Source organism: Xylanibacter rodentium, assembly GCF_013166575.1.
Lineage (GTDB): Bacteria > Bacteroidota > Bacteroidia > Bacteroidales > Bacteroidaceae > Prevotella > Prevotella rodentium.
The window spans coordinates 89,076-109,961 of sequence record NZ_JABKKE010000011.1 but is presented as its reverse complement, the minus strand read 5'-3'; the positions used below and the strand labels follow the sequence as shown (position 1 = coordinate 109,961).

The following is a 20,886-nucleotide window of genomic DNA, read 5'->3' as shown; positions in this document are numbered from 1 at the left end:
ATTATAAAGAGATACATTATAAAGAGATACATTATAAAGAGATACATTATAAAGAGATACATTATAAAGAGATACATTATAAAGAGATACATTATAAAGAGATACATTATAAAGGGATACATCAATATAACAAGGATAAGTCTGTCAACAAAATCAAGCTGCATTATCCTCCGGACATAGGATGAACGCGCTCTGAATGTATGCGCCCCACCGGGGCAACGAGCACACAGCCCGGGGCAGAGCGAAGCGGCACCCCGGGTGTCAGATACCGACAATCCCCGCGCCCTGTAAGGGCAAAAGCATTAATAATCAGATATTTACCGTTTCTTGTTTTGCAAATGTTTTACGCTTTTGCCCCTGCAGGGCGCGGGGATTCTAACACATGGACACCCGGGGTGCCGCTTCGCTCTGCCCCGGGCTGTGTGCTCGTTGCCCCGGTGGGGCGCATACATTCAAGACACATCCGTACAACGTCCGGAGGATAATGTAGCTTGATTCTGTTGACCAACTTATAAGACTAGTAACTTATTAAGAATAGTCTACAATCTACCAAGTAACACTTATATTGTTACCTCATTCTTTATTCAGAGGACAACTTTGTGAAAGACTGAACGATTCGTAGAAGCATACTCTTGAATAGAACTGCCGGAATATGGACATCGGAATGGATTCGACAGGTCAGGATATAACAATGTGTGAATCCATCCCGGGACAGAGCAAAGCACAGGATGGAACACAGTATTCCCGCCAAGACAGATGGGCAGAATGCCGGTGTCTTGATTATTCCGAAAAAAACGTGTTTTATTTTTCGCGAAATAGAACAGCGAAAAGGCCCTCTCTGCTTATTTTACACGTGTTTGAGGGAGGGTTAATTTGCAATAAGACCCTCCCGGCACTCCCGCGAGGGCCGTTTCGCCTTGCAATAAGGCCGCCGTCGCAATGCAACAACGGCCCCGTTGCAAGGCCGAAAGGGTCTCTCTGCTTTCTTGACAAAGCCCTATGATTGTAACATGCTGATAATCAACACTTCCCATTTGACACAAAAATCGCGATTTTCGGAGCCTTGCCCGAAAACAGCAATACAGATGTCGCTTAACATACGTTAAAGTAAATATTTTTAGTAGTCCCTTAACGAAAACAGAATGCCGAACCGACGAGTAACAACACACAACGGTGACAACACTGAAATATCAAACAAGCACACCACCATGTATACGTTGAAAATATACATAAATATGGCTGAGTACATTCGCAGAATAGTGGCATTCTACAATATTTCCATATTATTTTGCAAAAAATATATAAAAACACGAGGTTTTTACTTTATTATTATTAAACAATGTGTAACTTAGCCAAAAATTTCTCTATATTTAAATTAACAATCAAAAAAAGAACTACTAAATAAAGAAAACGAGAAGAAAATCATCAGAAGAATCCCTTTAACCAAAGAAAGAGATTTGTCGCCGTTGCCCTTACCACTCAGACTGGGAGGGTTGAACGTTCCGCAACGGCGAACGGAAAATTAAATCTAAATTTAAAAAAGCGCAAACGGAACGGAATGCGCAGAAAAACAAATCAATTCAACAATGAAAAGATTACTTACCCAATTGTTATTGGTGGCTTTTGCTTTTCTGCTTCCGCAGAACATATTTGCTGCCGATCCGGACTTGAGTAATTACACGGTAATCAAGACTTTTGATTTCAAGAACGGCTTCACGGACAATACAACTCTGACACAGGGTGACGCCACAGGAACAAAATCCTATGACACCGGTAATAAAAAAGATCAAGACCTCTACAACGTAACAACCCCTGAAGAATTGGCCGGAGTTCTGGCTGTACAAGCTATCGGCAACGGTTCCGGCAAGGGCTGGTGGCTGCGCGACGGTGTCGGCTTATATTCATATAAAGCAGGAAGATGTGCCGCTATAATCAATCTTCAGAAAAACCAGGTAGTGGTTTTCGAATGTAGCCAAGATGCTTCTAACGTCATGTCGCTCACCAATGGAAGCGGAGAGCCTGACGGTCCGTTCACATACGTCAAGAGCGAGGACGGGAAGAAATTCTACTGCACCATGACCGAAGACGGACAAATCGGTTTCATGGGTAATAACGGCAAGAGTGCCATCACAACGCTTACCATCTATGCTCCGCCGGCAGACATGAAGTTTGCTAATTATACGGTGAAATATGTAGACATGAACGGAAACGCTCTCAACAAAGCAAACCGCATATCAGAAGCAACAGTAGGCACAAAACCTACACTCATTGACTCGGACAAAGCTCCAATTATCAGTGAAGACGGAACAAAGAAATTTGTATACGACAGCGATGACAGCGAGAATCTGACCGTTGCAGAAGATGGCTCTACGGTTGTAACAGTTAAGTTCCATGAGGCTACCGCAATGGCTTATACAGTAAACGCCGTAAATGAAAATGGGGATATAATCGAAACACTCGTCAAAGGCAATGCATTTGAGGCTGACGAAGTTACAGCGCCATACAAATTGTATGTAAACGTGAATGGAACTCTTTACAAAAAAGACCCGACAAACAAGGAATACAACCATAGGTTCACACTCACCGAAAACGAGCAGACGATAAATTTGGATTATACCGCCACAGATATAACAAACGTTGTTTACCTTGCTGAAGGCGAACAGATTGAAGGCACTACAAAATGTACTGCCAACAACACTACAATCCGTAGCAGTTTCTCCGGTTCAGGTTATGCCGCTGATACCGATTTGGTAATGACAACCTTACCTAACGGCAAGTACAAGATACACGCAGTACTTTTTGACGCAAGCAAAGAACCAGACTGGACTCTTAATATCAGCGCAGGAGACAAGAAATTCGATCTCCACACAAACACTGTAAACTGGCAGGAAATTGATATAGAAGAGTTCGAACTAAACAATGCATCCACCAACCTCATACTTAATGCAGGTGGTTCGGACAACAAAGGTCTCGACTTTATATATGTTGTCAAGACCGGTGACGCCGAACTGGCAGCCCCGGTTGCAGCAGCAGGCAAGATGGATTTCATCGCAATGAATCTTCCTGTTTCAAGCGGTAGCGGCGCTACAGCAGTAACAGACGGTGACATCACAGAAAACAAGACATTCAATGCTGATGACTTCTCCGTAATAATATCTCCGTCTACAACAAACACACCCAACAGATTTTGGAGTGCAACAGTGGACGGCAAGAAAGGTTCACAGCTCCGCATATACGGTGGTACTGTAACAGTAGAAGCCGTTGCTGGAAAGACTCTCAACAAGATTGTATTCAATCATGACTCAAAAACATTCAGCATATCAAATGCTGATTGCGGTATGCTGGAAAAAGATGTTTGGACTGGCGAAGCTACAAAAGTAGTGTTCACTATGGCAAAATCGTTTATCAACTCAATCACCGTAGGTGAATATGTCGCTCCCGCCGAGCCCGTTACCGATGTTGCCAACATCGCAGCTTTCAAGGCTCTTGAGGCCGGTACACGCGCCAAATTAGCCGTTAACGGTGCGAAGGTTACATTTGCCAAGGACGACAATATCTACATCGAGGACGAGACAGGTGCACTGCTGCTCTACAAGACCGGACTGACAATGACAGCCGGCAAGGCCATCACCGGATTCATCAACGGTGCATACACAGACTATAACGGTCTGGCCGAACTGACAGCCATCGACGTTACTCCCGCTTCTGAATTTACAGAGGCCGATACAGAAATTACCGCAACAGTAGTGACTGTGGCCGAGGCAAATACTGTCGAGAACGTATCGAAGCTGGTTAAGCTGGAGAACGTGAACATCAACGCCGACTATCAGACCATCACTCAGGGTGAGGACGAGATTGCATTCTACGACAAGTTCAAGGTAATGGGCGACTATGTATATCCCGCCGTTGCCAAGAGCATCGTGGGTATCATCAACACTGCAAACGGTACCAACACATTCCATCCCGTAAGCCCCGACAGCATCGTTGCCGCTGAGGTGAGCACTCCCGAGGCAGCCAACATCGCAGCCGCCAAGGATGCCGAGTTGAGAGACAAGGAAATCAAGCTGAACGTCGACGGTGCGAAAGTGACACTGTTCGGTGGCAACAACTTGGCCGAATCGTTCATCGAGGACGAGACCGGCGCCATCATGGTTGACATGAATATCGGCAAACTGCTCGGCAAGGATGGCGTAGCCCTGAAAGGATTCATCATCGGTAAGGTGACAAAGGATCAGCGCATGGGCGGAGTATTCAAGTTCGAGAGCACCGAGAATACCGCTTCTTCCGAGATAACAACAGAAGAGACCACCATCGAGCCCACCACAACGACCATAGCCGCTATCGTCGACGGCATGCCGGCAGATGTTACATCGAAGTACTATCGCCTGGAGAACGTCAACATAAAGGCAGACGCCGATGGTTGGAGTACTTTCCTGGTAGACGGTGACAAGGAACTTGCCATCAACGACGTTATGTGGACACTGCCCGACCTGACCACCATTGAGAAGTTTGAAAGCATCAACGGTACCGTGATGTACGGATACTACGGACTGGAGTTTGTTCCCTACGGAGAGTTCAAGGCTGTAGAGAAGCAGATAGAGTTCAAGGAAGTGGCAAACATCGCTGACCTGAAGAACGTTGAGAACGGCACCGACATCAAACTTGCCCTGAACAACACCCAGGTTACAGTATACGAACAGGCCCGCAGAGGCGTATCGATATACATCGAGGACGAGACTGCCGGTATACAGATAAATGACAACGACGGCACAATCTTCAACGAATTCGGAAAGACATTCAACGGATACATCTATCTGAAGTATGTGGACGAGAACGGTGTGCAGAACCTCGAGACAACAAGCCATACAGCCAAGTCCGAGTACACAGCCGAGGTTAAGGACGTAGTCGCCAAGGAAGTAGCATTGGCAGACGCTACAAGCGCCAACTACAACCAGAAGCTCATAAAGGTGATGAACACTGAACTGGCAACCAAGACAATCACCGAAGGTGAAGGCGACGACGCTTACAGCTACGACATCTACGTGCTGACAGACGGCGAGAAGGAGATGAAACTTCAAGATATGTTCAGCAAGACATACGACGAGAACGGCGACGCTATTGCAACCGGCAAGTACAACGTCAGCGGTATCATCATGAGCATGCCTGTATACGACGCAAACTGGACAGAAGTAATCGGCGCTGAGGACTACTTCATCCCGACAGGCGAAGGATTCGAGGAGGCTGCCGTTGCCGACGGACGCCAATGGCACTTCGACGCAATGGGCGAGGCCGACGAGGCTCTGCTCGCTGCCGACACCGAGCACTGGTCAGTAAGCAAGAACCGCTTCCAGAACAGTGGCGTTGCATTCAACGACGAGGTTATCAAGGTCAACGACGTTGAGCTTGAAGTGACCAAGGGTCTGCTCTTCACAGCCGAGGCCAACAAACTGTTGCTCGGTTCGGGCATAAACGGCAGCAACCACTTCATGCAGGTTCAGAAGGGCTCTTCGTTCAGAGTGACAGACCTCGCAGTAGGTGACACTGTACGTGTTGAGGTTTGCACATCAAGCAAGACCGCAGCCACTCTGGAAGCTCCCGCCACCTCTGTAGCCAACATCATCGAAGGCTTTGAGGCTGTGACATCCAAGCACATCTGTACATTCGTTATGTGCGAGGCCGGTTCTATCATACTGAAGGGTGACAACGCAGACCTCCGCTTCTACAGCCTCGAGGTCAAGGCCGGTAACCCCAACGAGGTGGCCAACCTCCGCAAGTGGGACTTCACGGCATGGAGCGAAGAGACAAAGGCCAACATGGCTGCCGACGCTGCTACCGTTGTTCCGACAGACAATGGCGACGGTACATTAACATACCCGACAGTGACTCCGTGGCGCAGCTACGAGAAGGTCAATGGTCCTACAGAAGCTGATCCCGACCGTGAGGGCAATGCCTACTGGTATGGTACAGCCATCTCAGGCGCTGAGGAACTCACTGCCAACGGCACTGTTATAGCAGAGACCAAGGGTCTGTTGTTCAACACAATGGCCGCAGGCGCACTGGCCGCAGCTATAAACTACCCGGAGACAACTCTCGGCACATACGAAGGTCCTGCCTACCTCTGGATTGGCGGCAAGAACAATTCGTTCACCATACCTAACGTCAAGTCCGGTTCTAAGATCACAATGGGTGTAGAGTCTCACAAGACAACCGACGCACGCGGCGTGACACTGACCATCGACGGAACGGAAATAGGACGTGCTGTTCCCACAACTTATGATGTATTCGAAATCACCGTTCCCGGTGAACTGACAGACAATGTATTGTCTGATGTTGTTATCACCAACACCAACGGTTGCCACATCTACTACATCAACGTAGATGCAACAGGCGTTGTGGACGGCATCAGCGATGTCAAGGCAGAGGTCAAGGTGATCAACAACAATGTTTACACAATCAATGGTGTCAAGGTGCGCAATGCCGGCGAATCTCTCGAGGGTCTGGCCAAGGGCATGTACATCATCGGTGGCAAGAAGGTTGTTATCAAATAACCATGTCAGCTCATTGAGATAAAGACAATCCTTTTTATATGGAGCGGCATCCCACACTATGCGGGGTGCCGCTCTTATTTTGCAAAAATATTCGTTTTTATTTGTATATTCGTATAAATATGTATAACTTTGCAGCGTTATTTGTATAATTATACGTCATGAAAATAAAAAAGAACAGACTTGAGACGCTCCGCATGATAATATCGAGTCAGGAGTTAGGCAGCCAGGACGAACTGCTTGAGGCACTTCAGAAAGAAGGTTTCAAACTGACACAGGCCACACTTAGCCGTGACCTGAAACAGCTGAAAGTGGCCAAAGCCGCCACGATGAACGGCAACTATGTGTATGTGCTGCCCAATGTCACGATGTATAAACGTGTGAGCACGCCCCAACAGATAAGGGAAATGATGCAGGTGCCGGGATTCCTGTCGATAAATTTCTCAGGCAATATGGGAGTGATAAAGACGCGGCCCGGCTACGCAAGCAGCATAGCCTATAACATAGACAACAACGACATACCGCAAATCATAGGCACGATCGCCGGCGACGACACCATCTTCATCGTGATACGCCAGGGCGTAACGGACAACGAAGTGATAGAGGCACTTAACGATGTTGTGCCGAATATAAAATAAGGATGTAAATGATTTGAAGAGTTAAAGACAAATGCTTCGTTACTTCTTCAGGAATGTACCTCTTCAAGGAAATTACTATTTAAATTTAAATATGTTCCTATTTTAAAAGTCCTATTGAGGAATAAACGATAAAAACAGCCGCACTATCTTTCCTCCCCTAAGGGGAGTGAGGTCGGGAGTGGCTTTTTCAAATACGACAAACAAGGTGGAAAAAGAAGTTGAAGTAATGGTGGCCAACGTGGAGCACGAGAAATACGTTGACACCATCCTGGACACGATAGCCGCAGCTGCGGCCGTGCGTGGAACAGGTATAGCAAAGCGCTCACACGAATATGTAACGACAAAGATGAGAGAGGCCAAGGCCGTGATAGCACTGCAAGGAGACAAGTTTGCAGGCTTCAGCTACATAGAGACATGGGGCAACAGACAGTACGTCACCACGTCAGGGCTGATAGTGCATCCCGACTTCCGCGGCATAGGACTGGCCAAACGAATCAAGGACATGACTTTCACACTGGCCCGGATACGCTGGCCCAAAGCAAAGATATTCTCGCTGACGAGCGGAGCCGCCGTGATGCAGATGAACACGCAACTTGGATATAAGCCTGTCACCTTTGCCGACCTCACCGACGACGAGGCCTTCTGGCGCGGATGCGAAGGCTGCATCAACGTGGACGTACTCAAACGCACCGGCCGCAAATACTGTATATGCACGGGAATGCTTTTCGATCCGGAGGAGCATCTGCCGGCAAAGATACCCGCAGAGGTGCTGGAAAGGATAAGAAAAATAGACAACCCGATTCAACAAGATGCAGCCGGCAATCATTGAAAAACAAAAGAACGGAAACAGTCCCGGCATAGCAACGACAAAAACAAAAAAACATAATAAGTATATGGCAAAAAAGAAAGTAGTGGTAGCATTCAGTGGCGGACTCGACACGAGCTACAACGTGATGTATCTCACCAAAGAGATGGGATATGAGGTTTATGCGGCATGCGCAAACACCGGCGGATTCAGCGCCGAACAGCTGAAAAAGAATGAGGAGAACGCCTACAAGCTGGGCGCAGTGAAATATGTCACGCTCGACGTGACACAGGAGTACTACGCAAAATCGCTGAAATACATGATATACGGCAACGTGCTGCGCAACAACTGCTACCCCATCTCTGTATCATCCGAGCGCATATTCCAGGCCATCGCCATCGCACGCTATGCCAACGAGATAGGCGCCGACGCCATCGCCCACGGCTCAACCGGTGCCGGCAACGACCAGATACGCTTCGACATGACATTCCTCGTGATGGCGCCGGGCGTTGAGATTATCACACTGACACGCGACCGCAACCTTACACGCAAGGAAGAAGTGGACTATCTCAACGCCAACGGATTCTCGGCCGACTTCACCAGACTGAAGTATTCATACAATGTGGGAATATGGGGTACGAGCATCTGCGGCGGCGAACTGCTCGACCCTCGCCAGGGACTGCCAGAAGAGGCTTATCTGAAGCATGTAACGGCAAAAGAACAGGAAACGGAGCTGAAGATAACTTTCGAAAAAGGAGAGATAGCAGCTGTAAACGGCGAGAAGTTTGACGACAAAGTGAAAGCCATAAAGAAGATAGAAGAGATAGGTGCATCATATGCCATCGGCCGCGACTGCAACGTTGGCGACACCATCATAGGCATCAAGGGCCGCGTCGGATTTGAGGCAGCCGCTCCGAAACTCATCATCGAGGCCCACCGCCTTCTGGAGAAATCGACACTGAGCAAGTGGCAGCAGTACTGGAAAGACCAGGTGGCCAACTGGTACGGCATGTTCCTCCACGAAAGCCAGTATCTTGAACCGGTCATGCCGGACATCGAGGCCATGCTTACATCATCTCAACGCAACGTGAACGGCACAGCAATATTGAAACTCCGCCCGTATGGTTTCGAAACGGTAGGCGTGGACTCTGACGACGATCTGACGAAATCGAAACTCGGAGAGTATGGCGAAACACAGACAGGATGGACCGCCGACGAGGCAAAAGGCTTCATCAAGGTGTCAAGCACAGCTCTGAGGGCTTATTACGGAATCCACAAGTGCCCCCTATAATCCCCCAAAGGGGGGGGGGGATAATGGGGAAAACCATGAGATACCCCAAAAACGGGAAAAATCAAGAAAAGAGAAATTGAAATCCGGATATTCTATCAGTATATGGACAACAAGCCAACCAAAACATTCCATTATTGTACGGCCAATCCCATTGTATATGGGATACTGAAAGAATATGCCAGACACAACAGGAAATATCCTACTGTGGCGGAATCCACCCTTTGGGAATATCTGTGTAGCGGAAAATTGGGAGCCAATTTCAGACGCCAACACATCATTGGCGAATTTATTGCAGATTTTGTATGTCTGAAATCCAGGCTTATAATAGAACTTGACGGCGGATATCATCAGTTGCCTCAACAGAAGACAAGTGACGAAGAGAGAACCCGATGGCTTAACAAGCAAGGATTTACAGTGTTACGGTTCAGCAATGAGGAAGCTATATGCAACACTGGATATGTAATAAACAAAATAAAAGAATACTTGAAGCAATAGCATCAAAGAAAAAAGAATATGTGTAACAACATTAATCCATCATATAACGGAAGTCTAAATCCTTCCTCTGGAATAATCAAAGGAGACACCAATTCCCCCCTCGGGGGGACTAAGAGGGGCCTACACGTCGGAATACTCGGTGCCGCTGGATACACCGGCGGCGAACTGATACGGTTGCTCGTCAACCACCCCGAGGCTGAGATTGTCTTTGCCAACAGCGAGAGTAATGCAGGCAACCCCGTTGCCGACGTGCATGAAGGCCTCATAGGCGATACCGACCTCGTATTCACCGACGATATGCCTTTCGACAAGGTCGACATTGTCTTCTTCTGCTTCGGCCACGGCAAGAGCGCGGCTTTTCTGAAAGAGCACAGCATACCGGAAAGTGTAAAGATTATCGACCTCGCCCAGGACTTCCGTCTGTCAGCTCCGGGCAACGACTACATATACGGTCTGCCGGAAATCAACCGCAACCACATTGCCACAGCACAACACGTGGCCAATCCCGGATGCTTCGCCACATGCATACAACTTGGCCTGCTGCCGGCAGCGAAGATGGGAATCCTGACCGAAGATGTGGCGGTGAACGCCATAACGGGTTCGACCGGTGCAGGACAGAAACCTTCGGCCACCACCCATTTCTCGTGGCGCACAGGCAACATGAGCATATACAAGGCATTTACCCACCAGCATGTGCCTGAGATACGCCAGAGCCTTACACAAGTGCAGGGCACTCTCGACGTCGCCATCGACTTCATCCCTTATCGCGGCGACTTCGCCCGTGGCATCTTCGCCACCTGTGTGGTAAAGACCGAAGCGCCGACAGAAGATATCGTGGCAGCATACAAAGAGTTCTACCGCGATGCCGCATTCACACACTACAGCGACAGGCAGATAGACATGAAACAGGTGGTAAACACGAACAAGGCACTGGTGCACTGCGAGAAATACGGCAACAAACTGCTCGTCACATCATGCATCGACAATCTGCTGAAAGGCGCCGTGGGCCAGGCCGTACAGAACATGAACATCATGTCCGGCATTGACGAAAAGACAGGTTTGAACTTAAAAGCAAGCGCGTTTTAATCATGAAACTATTCGACGTATATCCATTATTCGACGTAAACATCGTCAAAGGTGAGGGCTGCCGCGTGTGGGACGACCGCGGACAGGAGTATCTCGACCTTTACGGCGGCCATGCCGTGATAAGCATAGGCCACTGTCACCCACATTATATAAATAAGGTCGGCGAACAGATGGGCCGACTCGGCTTCTACTCCAACTCCGTGATAAACAAGTTGCAGGCAGAACTGGCCGGGCGCCTGGGCCGCATAAGCGGTTACGATGACTACCAGCTGTTTCTAATCAACAGCGGTGCCGAGGCCAACGAGAACGCCCTGAAGCTGGCGTCGTTCTCCAACGGCCGCACCCGCATCCTGTCAGCAGAGAAGGCTTTCCATGGCCGCACGTCGCTGGCTGTAGAGGCCACAGCCAACCCCAACATCATCGCACCCGTCAATGCCAACGGCCACGTGACATATCTGCCGCTCAACGATCTTGCCGCATGGGAGGCTGAATTGCAGAAGGGCGATGTCTGCGCCTGCATAATCGAGTGCATACAGGGCGTTGGCGGCATCAAACTTGCCACCGAGGAATTTGCCCAAGGGCTGCAAGCGGCCTGCCGCCGCAACGGCACAGTGCTCATCTGCGACGAGATACAATGCGGCTACGGCCGTTCAGGCAAGTTCTTCGCCCACCAGTGGCTCGGCATACGCCCCGACATCATCACCGTGGCAAAGGGCATTGCCAACGGTTTCCCGGTGGGCGCCGTACTGATATCCCCCGAGTTCACTCCAAAATACGGACAACTCGGCACCACCTTCGGCGGCAACCATCTCGCCTGCGCCGCGGCACTGGCCGTGCTTGACGTCATGGAGAGCAGCGACCTTGTGGAGAACGCCCGCCATACGGGTGAGTATCTCATGACACGCCTCAAGGACTTGCAGCAGTCGCAGCCCCACATCACCGACGTGCGCGGCCGCGGACTGATGATAGGAATCGAACTCGACATACCGCAAAAGCCCATACGCGAACGCCTCGTCTACGAACAGCACGTGTTCACCGGATGCACAGGCACCAACCTGTTGCGCCTGCTGCCGCCACTGTGTTTCACCGAAGATATGGCGGATGAGTTTATAGAAAAGCTGACCAATGTACTTTGATTTCTTCATAGGAGTTAAAGGAGTTATCGCTCCCTGCGGTCGCTCCGGAGTTAAAGACAATACCAATATAAAGCACATTCATAACGGACTTATAGAGTGACATCAACAAAAAGAGAAAACTCGAAAAGAATGATATTGTTAGTATTGTCTTTAACTCCGGAGCGACCGCAGGGAGCGATAACTCCTTTTAACTCCTTTAACTCCCCATCAAGCGGCGCAGCCGCAATAATCCTAAAAGAACAAGAACCATGACAATATCAATTATCGGCGCCGGCGCAATGGGCGGCGCAATGGCAAGAGGATTCCTCAAAGGCAGCATATTCAAACCCTCGGACATCACCATATCCAACCGCTCGCAGGGTGCACTCGACTGTTTTGCAGACACCGGCGTGAGTCTCACCACCGACAACCGCGTGGCGGCAGCCAATGCCGACATCGTGTGCGTGGCCGTGAAGCCATGGATAGCCGAGACAGTACTGCGCGAGATAAAGCCCGTTATGGACTACAGCCGACAGACACTCGCAGTGGTGGTGGCCGGTCTGCCTTCGACGACAATAACGGAATGGATGCGCAAAGACGACGGCAGCGTGCCGCCGACATTCCTCGTCATGCCCAACATAGCAATTGCCGAACGCAGTTCGATGACATTCATCGTGCCCGTAGGAGCAAGCGACGCACAGACAGCCACAATGAAAAACATCTTCGACGATACCGGCAACGCCATGATAACGGAAGAACGTCTGCTCGGAGCCGCCACCACCCTCGCCTCCTGCGGCATTGCCTATGCCATGCGCTACATACGGGCGGCCACCGAGGGCGGAGTGGAACTGGGATTCCGTGCCACCGATGCCAAAAACATAGTGCTACAGACAGTAAAAGGCGCCGTCGACCTGCTGCTGGCCAACGGCAACCATCCCGAAGCCGAGATAGACAAGGTGACCACTCCCGGCGGCCTCACCATCCGCGGTCTCAACGAGATGGAACACGCCGGATTCACCAGTGCCGTAATCCGCGGACTGAAAGCAGGGGTGAAACAATGAAAGTGCGACGGAGTTACTCTTTTTATCATCATTTGCATCTGCTTTTAAGTCATTTATTCGTACTTTTGCAGGATAAAACAACAAAAAGACATCTATGGACGAACAGATAAGACAAATAGGCGAGCGCCTGCGCGGCCTGCGCGAAGTGCTCGACATACCGGCCGAAGAAGTGGCCGAACTCTGCGACATCACACCCGAGCACTACATGAAGATAGAATCGGGCGAGGCCGACCCGTCGGTATACCGCCTTTCGAAGATAGCCAAGCGCTACGGCATAGCCCTCGACGTACTAATGTTCGGCGAGGAGCCGCGCATGAGCAGCTACTTCCTCACGCGCAACGGACAGGGCATGGCCGTGGAACGCCGCAAGAGCTACAAGTACCAGAGTCTGGCAAGCGGATTCCGCGGCCGCAAGTTCGACCCGTTCATGACACAGGTCGACCCGCTGCCCGACGATGCCCGATTCAGCAAGAACTCGCACGACGGACAAGAGTTTGACTACATCGTCGAGGGCCGCATGGAAATAACCATAGGCAACAAGGTTATGGAACTGGGCCCGGGCGACAGCATCTTCTTCGATGCCTCGCAGCCCCACTGCATGCGCGCGCTCGACGGCCGGCCGGTGAAATTTCTCGTTGTAGTGGAATAGCCCCCTATGGTCCCCCAAAGGGGGACATTGGGAAAACCGGAAGAAACAACCACCGGAAAAAAGCCGACCGGCATGTACACATTAATTTATATATCATAAACAAGTATTCTGATAACGAAACACTCCGCATCCATCTTCGGAGGCCGGGCTTTCTTTTAACAATATGACACCAACCGACTACACACACGCAGCGTCCCCCCTTGGGGAGCAACAGGGGGCTTCCATTCTCTCCCGCTTCCTCACACAGACACACTTCGAGTCGCAGGACGACTTCATACGCAATCTGCACTTCAAGATACCCGAACACTTTAATTTCGCATACGACGTCATGGACGTATGGGCCGACGAACAGCCCGACAAGACGGCACTGCTATGGACAAACGACGAAGGCGCGTGCCGACGTTTCTCGTTTGCCGAACTGAAGACACTCACCGACCGAACCGCCGCATGGTTCACCCAACTGGGCATAGGCCGCGGCGACAAGGTGATGCTGATACTCAAGCGCCGCTACGAGTTCTGGCTCTCCATGCTGGCCCTGCACAAGATTGGTGCCATAGCCATACCCGCCACCCATATGCTCACCCGCCACGACATTGTGTACCGCAACACTCGGGCCGGCATCAAGGCCATAGTATGCGTGGGCGAGGAATATGCGATGAAGCAGGTGAGCGACGCCATGGCCGACAGCCCCACCGTAGAGATACTCGTGAGCGTGGGCCCGCAACAGGCCGACGGCTTCCACGACTGGCAGCGCGAATGGCCGGAAGCACCCGCATTCGCACGCCCCGCAAACGTCAACGACAACGACGACACCATGCTGATGTACTTCACCAGCGGCACGAGCGGCGAACCGAAGATGGTGGCCCACGACTACCTGTATGCTTTGGGCCATCTGACAACCGGAGTGTTCTGGCACAACCTCACACCCGACAGCATCCACCTCACCGTGGCCGACACAGGATGGGGCAAGGCTGTTTGGGGAAAGCTCTACGGACAGTGGTTTGCCGGAGCGACGGTGTTCGTGTTCGACCACGAGAAGTTTACAGCCGACAAACTGCTGCGGCAGATAGAGAAATACCGCATCACATCGTTCTGCGCCCCGCCCACGGTCTACCGCTTCATGATACACGAAGACTTCTCGCGCTACGACCTGTCGTCACTGCGCTACTGCACCACCGCCGGCGAAGCACTCAATCCCGCCGTATACGATAAGTTCCGCAGACTGACGGGCATCAGCCTGATGGAGGGCTTCGGGCAGACCGAAACCACAATGACGCTCGGCACCATGCCGTGGAACAAGCCCAAGCCCGGATCTATGGGGCTGCCCAATCCTCAGTACAACATCGGTCTGGTCAAACCCGACGGCACACCGTGCGAAGACGGCGAGAAAGGCGAAATAGTGATAAAAGTTCAGAATACTTTTTCAGTTCAGAGTGAAGAGTGCAGAGTACAGAGGTATGATTACTCTCAAGATTTGAATATTGTAGACAAGTCGGGATCCGTAACGAACGGAGGTCATGACGATGCACAATGCCCAAATCCTGAGAGTAATCATACCTCTTCACTCTATACTCTGCATTCTGAACTGAAAAAGCCTGTCGGACTGTTCAAGGAGTACTACCGCGACGAGGAGCAGACACGCCGCGTGTGGCACGACGGAATGTATCACACCGGCGACGTGGCATGGCGCGACGAAGACGGCTACTACTGGTTTGTGGGCCGCATAGACGACGTAATCAAGAGCAGCGGCTACCGCATCGGCCCGTTCGAGGTGGAGAGCGCGCTGATGACCCATCCCGCCGTGGTGGAATGCGCCATCACCGGCGTGCCCGACGACATACGCGGCATGGTGGTCAAGGCCACCGTAGTGCTGCACGCCGAATGGAAGCACCAGGCCGGCGACGAGCTCGTAAAGGAACTCCAGGCACATGTCAAGCGCGAGACCGCCCCTTACAAATATCCCCGGATCATCGAGTTTGTCGACGAACTGCCAAAGACCATCAGCGGCAAGATACGCAGGGTGGAGATAAGAGAGAAAGACAAGAACAAGGAATAACAACGACAGACCGATGAGAATAGTGATAAAAGTGGGCAGCAACGTACTGACCAGAGAAAACGGCAAACTCGACGTCACGCGCATGTCGGCCATCGTGGACCAGATAGCATGGCTGCGCGGCAAAGGTCACGAGGTGATACTCGTGTCGAGCGGAGCCGTAGCCAGCGGACGAGGTGAAATGAAGACCGGCGGACGGCGCCTCGACAGTGTATCCCAGCGCCAGCTGTTCTCCGCCCTCGGCCAGGCCAAACTGATAAACCTCTACTACAACCTCTTCCGCGAATATGGCATCCACGTAGGCCAGGTGCTCACCATGAAAGAGAGTTTTGCCACACGCCGCGAATATCTCAACCAACGTGCCTGCATGACCGTCATGCTCGACAACGGAGTCATCCCCATAGTCAACGAGAACGACACCGTCAGCGTGACCGAACTGATGTTCACCGACAATGACGAACTGTCGGGCCTGATAGCTTCGATGATGGACGCCGACGTGCTTATCATACTGAGCAACATCGACGGCATATTCGACGGCGCACCCGACAATCCCTCGTCAAGCGTGATACCGCGCGTGGAGCCGGGCCGCGACCTCAGCGACTATATACAACAGGAGAAGAGCGGATTCGGCCGCGGCGGAATGACCGCCAAATGCAACATAGCGCGCCGTGTGGCCGACGAGGGCATACGTGTTGTCATTGCCAACGGCCGGCGCGACAACATATTGGCCGACCTCGTGACGTCACCCGGCACCACCCTGCACACCGAGTTTGTGCCGCGCACGGGCGAAGTGTCCAATGTGAAGAAGTGGATAGCCCACAGCGCGAGCTTCGCCAAAGGCACCGTTCGCATAAACGCCCGCGCCGCCGAGGCCCTGCGCTCCGGCCGTGCCGTAAGTCTGCTGATGGTGGGTGTGACGGCCGTTGAAGGCGAATTCGAAGAAGGCGACATCGTCTCCATCACCGACCACGACGGCCGGCCCGTCGGCATAGGCCGCAGCAACTACTCCAAGGACGAGGCTGCCCGCCTCGCAGGCAGACACGACGTGCGTCCGATAGTGCACTACGACTATCTCTATATGGAATGACCGGCATTGGTGCCCTACTGTGGAGCAACCCGCACATCATGACGGCCACGACGCCCGCATGTCAGATTTATTCTGAAAAAAACGCATTTACTTTTTCTCAAACCAGAAAGGCCTGGATACTCTTCGGGCCTTCTTTTTATGTGTTTTCCGAGGGGTCAACTTGCCGTAAGGGCCTCCCGGCATCGCCATAACGGCCTTATTGGAGTGCAACGAGGCCGCCGTCGCAATGCAATAAGGCCGTTATTGCAAGGTGAAACGGCCCTCTCTGCTTTCTTTACAAAGCCCCATTGCCGTAACATACTGATAATCAGCGCTCCCCATTTGAAGCAAAAATCGCGATTTTCGGGCCATAGTGCGAAAATCGCGAGACGGATGTCGCTTAACACATGTTAAAGTAAAGTTTTTTTAATGAGTAGGTACTCCAAATTAATTATCATCAGATTGTTCGTTATGTGTGTCCGTATTATCATGTTTCATCGACCGTTCAGCCCGCTACCTTCTTTCTTCAGACATGATGGTACGTACACACAGAGCGGGCTTCTTGTTTGGCTTGACAAAGACGTTTCTACGTGTGCGCCCCGAATGGGGCAGCAAGCTCATAGCCCGGGGCAGAGCGAAGCGGCACCCCGGGAATAATACGATTCATACATTCGCCCTGAAAGGGCAAAAGCGTTAATTATCAAACACTTATATCTTTACGTCCCATATGTTTTTATGCTTTTGCCCTTTCAGGGCGCGGGGATTGGCGATGTTTGATTCCCGGGGTGCCGCTTCGCTCTGCCCCGGGCTATGTGCTCGTTGCCCCGTCGGGGCGCATCCATCCAAGGGACGGCGAATTGATTGTGACACGCACACATCCTATGTCCGGAGGATAATGCAGTTTAATTCTGTTGACTGACTTAGTTTTAAAAGAAAGACGACCATTCATTTGGTGTTTCGGCTACTTTGCACTATCTTTGTGGTGTTAAAGCAGAGGCTGATTGATAAACGACTAAAAATGAAGCTAAAAGAATTTTTCGGCAAATTTGCCGGTGCATACCTGTGGGGGAACCTGCTCGCAATGGCTGTCGTGGTGCTGTTGCTGTGCGTGGGCGTCAATTACGGCCTCAAGTCGTACACCCGCCATGGCGAGGGAATACCCGTTCCCAACCTGCAAAATATGAGCTACGACAAGGCAAGTGCACTGCTCAGCCAAAACGGACTGAACATCGTAGTGAGCGACTCGGGATACAACAAGGCGCTGCCGGCCGAATGTATACTCGTACAGACTCCGGGCGCAGGCGTGAAAGTGAAGTCGGGACATACGGTATATGTCACAATCAATTCACCGTCGTCGCCATCGTTTGCCATCCCAGACATTGTCGACAACAGCAGCGTACGCGAGGCCGAAGCCAAACTGACGGCAATAGGATTCCGTCTGCTCGAACCACAACAAGTGCCCGGAGAAAAGGACTGGGTATACGGCATCGTATGTCGCGGACGGCGTATCGGCACCGGCGACCGCGTATCCATCGAAGACCCGCTGACGCTCGTGGTGGGCAGCGGGATGATGGAGGACGACCCGGAAGACATCAGATATACCGATCCGGAATACGACACGGGCGAAAGCGAATTCGACGAATTTGAGGAAGTGACCGAGCCTCCCACAGGCATGAAGACAGAATAAAAAGGGCGTTCCCCTCAGGCCAGACTGGCAGGGTGATACTTGTCACTACTCTGCCGTGGCGGAGAAGACACGCAATGAATATGAACGACAAGGATTGTGAAATCTAACAGAATGGATTTGGATAATATAATGGAAGAAGAACTGACAGACGAGTTCGGAATTGTCGAAAGCGACGACAGCCAGCAACTTCAGGACCGGCAGCTGTTTGAGCACTACCGGTTTGAGGTGGACCGTGGACAGGACCCTGTGCGCATAGACAAATATATGTGCGAAAAGTTGCAGCACTCAAGCCGCAACCGCATACAGAAAGCCGCCGACGCCGGATTCGTGTTTGTGAACGACTCTCCCGTGAAGAGCAACTGCAAGGTACGCCCGGGCGACGTGGTCACACTGATGCTCGACAGGCCGCACTACAACACACGCATAGAGCCGGAAGACATTCCGCTCAACATCGTCTACGAAGACGACGACCTGATGGTGGTCAACAAACCGGCAGGACTGGTGGTGCATCCGGGATGCGGCAACTTCAGCGGAACACTGGTCAACGCTGTGGCATGGCATCTGCGTACCCTGCCCACATACGACCCCAACGACCCGCAGGTGGGACTGGTGCACCGCATTGACAAGGACACCAGCGGGCTGCTCGTGGTGGCAAAGACCCCCGAGGCGAAGATGGGGCTTGGAGTACAGTTTTTCAACAAGACCACCCACCGCAGCTACGTGGCTCTGGTGTGGGGCAACTTTACCGAAGACAGCGGCACCATCGAGGGCAATATAGCACGCGATCCCAAGGACCGCATGCGAATGACGGTGTTTCCCCCGGACTCGGATATAGGAAAAAGCGCCGTGACACACTACCGCGTAATCGAGCGTTTCGGATATGTAACCCTCGTCGAGTGCATTCTCGAGACCGGACGTACCCATCAGATACGTGCCCACATGCGCCACATCGGACATCCGCTGTTCTCCGACCAGCGCTACGGCGGAACGGAGATACTGCGCGGAGAACGCACCGGCAGCTACCGTCAGTTTGTGCTGAACTGCTTCGCATACTGCCCGCGGCAGGCCCTGCACGCACGCACGCTGGGCTTTGTCCACCCCACGACAAAAGAGCAGATGGACTTCACGTCCGACCTGCCCGCCGACCTGTGGGCACTGATAGAAAAGTGGCGTAGGTACGTGTCGGCACGCATGCCTAAGGAAGACCTGCCGCAGGCACGCGGCTAAAGCCGGCACCAACATCCGGACCGTCACCGACTTCAATGGCACCGGATGCCTCGGGAGAACCCGGAAAGACGGGAAAACAAGTTCGTGTGAGAAGACATCTATACATATAAAAAGACATCAAAAAACAATAATATGGAAAATCAGAAAAAAAATATAGCCATCGTATGCGGCGGAGACTCGTCCGAGCACGACGTTTCGCTGCGCTCGGCACGCGGTCTTTACTCGTTCTTCGACAAGGAACGCTACAACATACGCATCGTCGATATAAAAGGACAGGACTGGCACGTCGAACTGACCGACGGCACCACCGCACCCATCGACCGCAACGACTTCTCGTTTGTCGAGAACGGAGTTGCCGTACAGTTCGATTATGCCTACATCACCATTCACGGCACACCTGGCGAAAACGGGCTGCTGCAGGGATATTTCGACCTTATCGGCCTGCCCTATTCCACAAGCGGCGTACTCGTCGAGGCCATCACGTTCGACAAGTTCGTACTCAACCAGTATCTTAGAGGATATGGCGTGCTCGTGGCCGACTCGCTGCTGATACGCAAAGGCTACGAGGAAATGGTGAGCGACGACGAAGTGGAGCGGCGTATAGGCATGCCTTGTTTCGTAAAGCCTGCTGCCGACGGCAGTAGTTTCGGCGTGTCGAAAGTGAAAAACAAGGACCAGCTCGCCCCCGCCATCCGCAAGGCTATAATGGAAAGTCCCGAGGTGATGGTGGAGCAGTATATCGAGGGAACGGAGATTTCAATCGGTGTGTACAAGACGAAGGAGAAGACGGTAGTGCTGCCGGCTACAGAAGTGGTCACAAGCAACGAATTCTTCGATTACGACGCCAAATACAACGGACAAGTGAAAGAGATTACGCCCGCGCGCCTAAGCGACGACACCACACGGCGTGTGCGTGAGATAACGAGCCACATCTACGACATATTGGGATGCAACGGCATCATACGTATAGACTACATCATAGCCAAGGGCAAGGGCAGAGACGGCCGGGATACAGACAAGATATACATGCTCGAGGTGAACACCACGCCGGGAATGACGCCCACGAGCTTCATTCCGCAACAGGTGCGCGCCGCAGGACTGGAAATGAAGGACGTGCTGACGGATATTGTAGAGAATCAGTTTCAATGACTGAAATAAAGAAAGACAT

General features: G+C 51.7%; 15 protein-coding genes. All 15 read left to right on the top strand.

Translation table 11 applies throughout. The annotated features are described in order from the left end of the window. On the top strand, positions 1-185 hold a 185-nt coding region (locus HPS55_RS14225; protein WP_253947656.1), incomplete at its 5' end, for a hypothetical protein. A 1,401-nt stretch (positions 186-1,586) separates the two neighbouring features. Then, positions 1,587-6,548 carry a hypothetical protein gene (locus HPS55_RS08080; RefSeq protein ID WP_172324896.1) on the top strand — a complete coding sequence of 1,654 codons (4,962 nt, stop codon included), beginning with the start codon at positions 1,587-1,589 and terminating at the stop codon, positions 6,546-6,548. A gap of 158 nt (positions 6,549-6,706) precedes the next feature. Next, a complete protein-coding gene (gene argR / locus HPS55_RS08075) occupies positions 6,707-7,183 on the top strand; it encodes an arginine repressor (RefSeq protein WP_172177580.1) in 477 nt (158 codons plus the stop codon). A gap of 226 nt (positions 7,184-7,409) precedes the next feature. Then, positions 7,410-8,012, top strand: a complete 603-nt coding sequence (locus HPS55_RS08070) for a GNAT family N-acetyltransferase (RefSeq protein ID WP_172177653.1) — start codon at positions 7,410-7,412, stop codon at positions 8,010-8,012. Between the two features lie 64 nt (positions 8,013-8,076). Further along, positions 8,077-9,279 carry an argininosuccinate synthase gene (locus tag HPS55_RS08065; RefSeq protein WP_172177579.1) on the top strand — a complete coding sequence of 401 codons (1,203 nt, stop codon included), beginning with the start codon at positions 8,077-8,079 and terminating at the stop codon, positions 9,277-9,279. 102 nt (positions 9,280-9,381) lie between these two features. Further along, a complete protein-coding gene (locus HPS55_RS08060; RefSeq protein WP_172177578.1) occupies positions 9,382-9,774 on the top strand; it encodes an endonuclease domain-containing protein in 393 nt (130 codons plus the stop codon). A gap of 18 nt (positions 9,775-9,792) precedes the next feature. Continuing rightward, complete coding sequence (argC, locus tag HPS55_RS08055; protein ID WP_172177577.1) at positions 9,793-10,860, top strand: N-acetyl-gamma-glutamyl-phosphate reductase; 1,068 nt, start codon at positions 9,793-9,795, stop codon at positions 10,858-10,860. A 2-nt stretch (positions 10,861-10,862) separates the two neighbouring features. Then, positions 10,863-11,996, top strand: a complete 1,134-nt coding sequence (locus HPS55_RS08050; protein WP_172177576.1) for an aspartate aminotransferase family protein — start codon at positions 10,863-10,865, stop codon at positions 11,994-11,996. Positions 11,997-12,244: 248 nt separating this feature from the next. Next, positions 12,245-13,036 (top strand): pyrroline-5-carboxylate reductase family protein, encoded by a 792-nt coding sequence (locus tag HPS55_RS08045; protein WP_172177575.1) that lies wholly within the window; start codon positions 12,245-12,247, stop codon positions 13,034-13,036. A gap of 94 nt (positions 13,037-13,130) precedes the next feature. Then, a complete protein-coding gene (locus HPS55_RS08040) occupies positions 13,131-13,685 on the top strand; it encodes a helix-turn-helix domain-containing protein (RefSeq protein ID WP_172177574.1) in 555 nt (184 codons plus the stop codon). 223 nt (positions 13,686-13,908) lie between these two features. After that, positions 13,909-15,741: an AMP-binding protein gene (locus HPS55_RS08035; RefSeq protein ID WP_256408519.1), complete on the top strand. Its 1,833-nt coding sequence runs from the start codon at positions 13,909-13,911 to the stop codon at positions 15,739-15,741. Positions 15,742-15,754: 13 nt separating this feature from the next. Beyond that, positions 15,755-16,825, top strand: a complete 1,071-nt coding sequence (proB, locus tag HPS55_RS08025; protein ID WP_172177572.1) for a glutamate 5-kinase — start codon at positions 15,755-15,757, stop codon at positions 16,823-16,825. Positions 16,826-17,822: 997 nt separating this feature from the next. Continuing rightward, positions 17,823-18,491, top strand: coding sequence for a PASTA domain-containing protein (locus tag HPS55_RS08020; RefSeq protein WP_172177570.1), 669 nt, complete (start codon positions 17,823-17,825; stop codon positions 18,489-18,491). Between the two features lie 111 nt (positions 18,492-18,602). Then, positions 18,603-19,718: an RluA family pseudouridine synthase gene (locus tag HPS55_RS08015; RefSeq protein ID WP_172177651.1), complete on the top strand. Its 1,116-nt coding sequence runs from the start codon at positions 18,603-18,605 to the stop codon at positions 19,716-19,718. Between the two features lie 132 nt (positions 19,719-19,850). Then, positions 19,851-20,867: a D-alanine--D-alanine ligase gene (locus HPS55_RS08010; RefSeq protein WP_172177568.1), complete on the top strand. Its 1,017-nt coding sequence runs from the start codon at positions 19,851-19,853 to the stop codon at positions 20,865-20,867. Positions 20,868-20,886: the final 19 nt, after the last annotated feature.

What these genes read in the sequence shown, in the direction of transcription:
- HPS55_RS08080 (WP_172324896.1), top strand. Translation starts at nt 1,587, where the DNA reads ATGAAAAGATTACTTACCCAATTGTTATTGGTGGCTTTTGCTTTTCTG.
- argR (WP_172177580.1), top strand. Translation starts at nt 6,707, where the DNA reads ATGAAAATAAAAAAGAACAGACTTGAGACGCTCCGCATGATAATATCG.
- HPS55_RS08070 (WP_172177653.1), top strand. Translation starts at nt 7,410, where the DNA reads ATGGTGGCCAACGTGGAGCACGAGAAATACGTTGACACCATCCTGGAC.
- HPS55_RS08065 (WP_172177579.1), top strand. Translation starts at nt 8,077, where the DNA reads ATGGCAAAAAAGAAAGTAGTGGTAGCATTCAGTGGCGGACTCGACACG.
- HPS55_RS08060 (WP_172177578.1), top strand. Translation starts at nt 9,382, where the DNA reads ATGGACAACAAGCCAACCAAAACATTCCATTATTGTACGGCCAATCCC.
- argC (WP_172177577.1), top strand. Translation starts at nt 9,793, where the DNA reads ATGTGTAACAACATTAATCCATCATATAACGGAAGTCTAAATCCTTCC.
- HPS55_RS08050 (WP_172177576.1), top strand. Translation starts at nt 10,863, where the DNA reads ATGAAACTATTCGACGTATATCCATTATTCGACGTAAACATCGTCAAA.
- HPS55_RS08045 (WP_172177575.1), top strand. Translation starts at nt 12,245, where the DNA reads ATGACAATATCAATTATCGGCGCCGGCGCAATGGGCGGCGCAATGGCA.
- HPS55_RS08040 (WP_172177574.1), top strand. Translation starts at nt 13,131, where the DNA reads ATGGACGAACAGATAAGACAAATAGGCGAGCGCCTGCGCGGCCTGCGC.
- proB (WP_172177572.1), top strand. Translation starts at nt 15,755, where the DNA reads ATGAGAATAGTGATAAAAGTGGGCAGCAACGTACTGACCAGAGAAAAC.
- HPS55_RS08020 (WP_172177570.1), top strand. Translation starts at nt 17,823, where the DNA reads ATGAAGCTAAAAGAATTTTTCGGCAAATTTGCCGGTGCATACCTGTGG.
- HPS55_RS08015 (WP_172177651.1), top strand. Translation starts at nt 18,603, where the DNA reads ATGGATTTGGATAATATAATGGAAGAAGAACTGACAGACGAGTTCGGA.
- HPS55_RS08010 (WP_172177568.1), top strand. Translation starts at nt 19,851, where the DNA reads ATGGAAAATCAGAAAAAAAATATAGCCATCGTATGCGGCGGAGACTCG.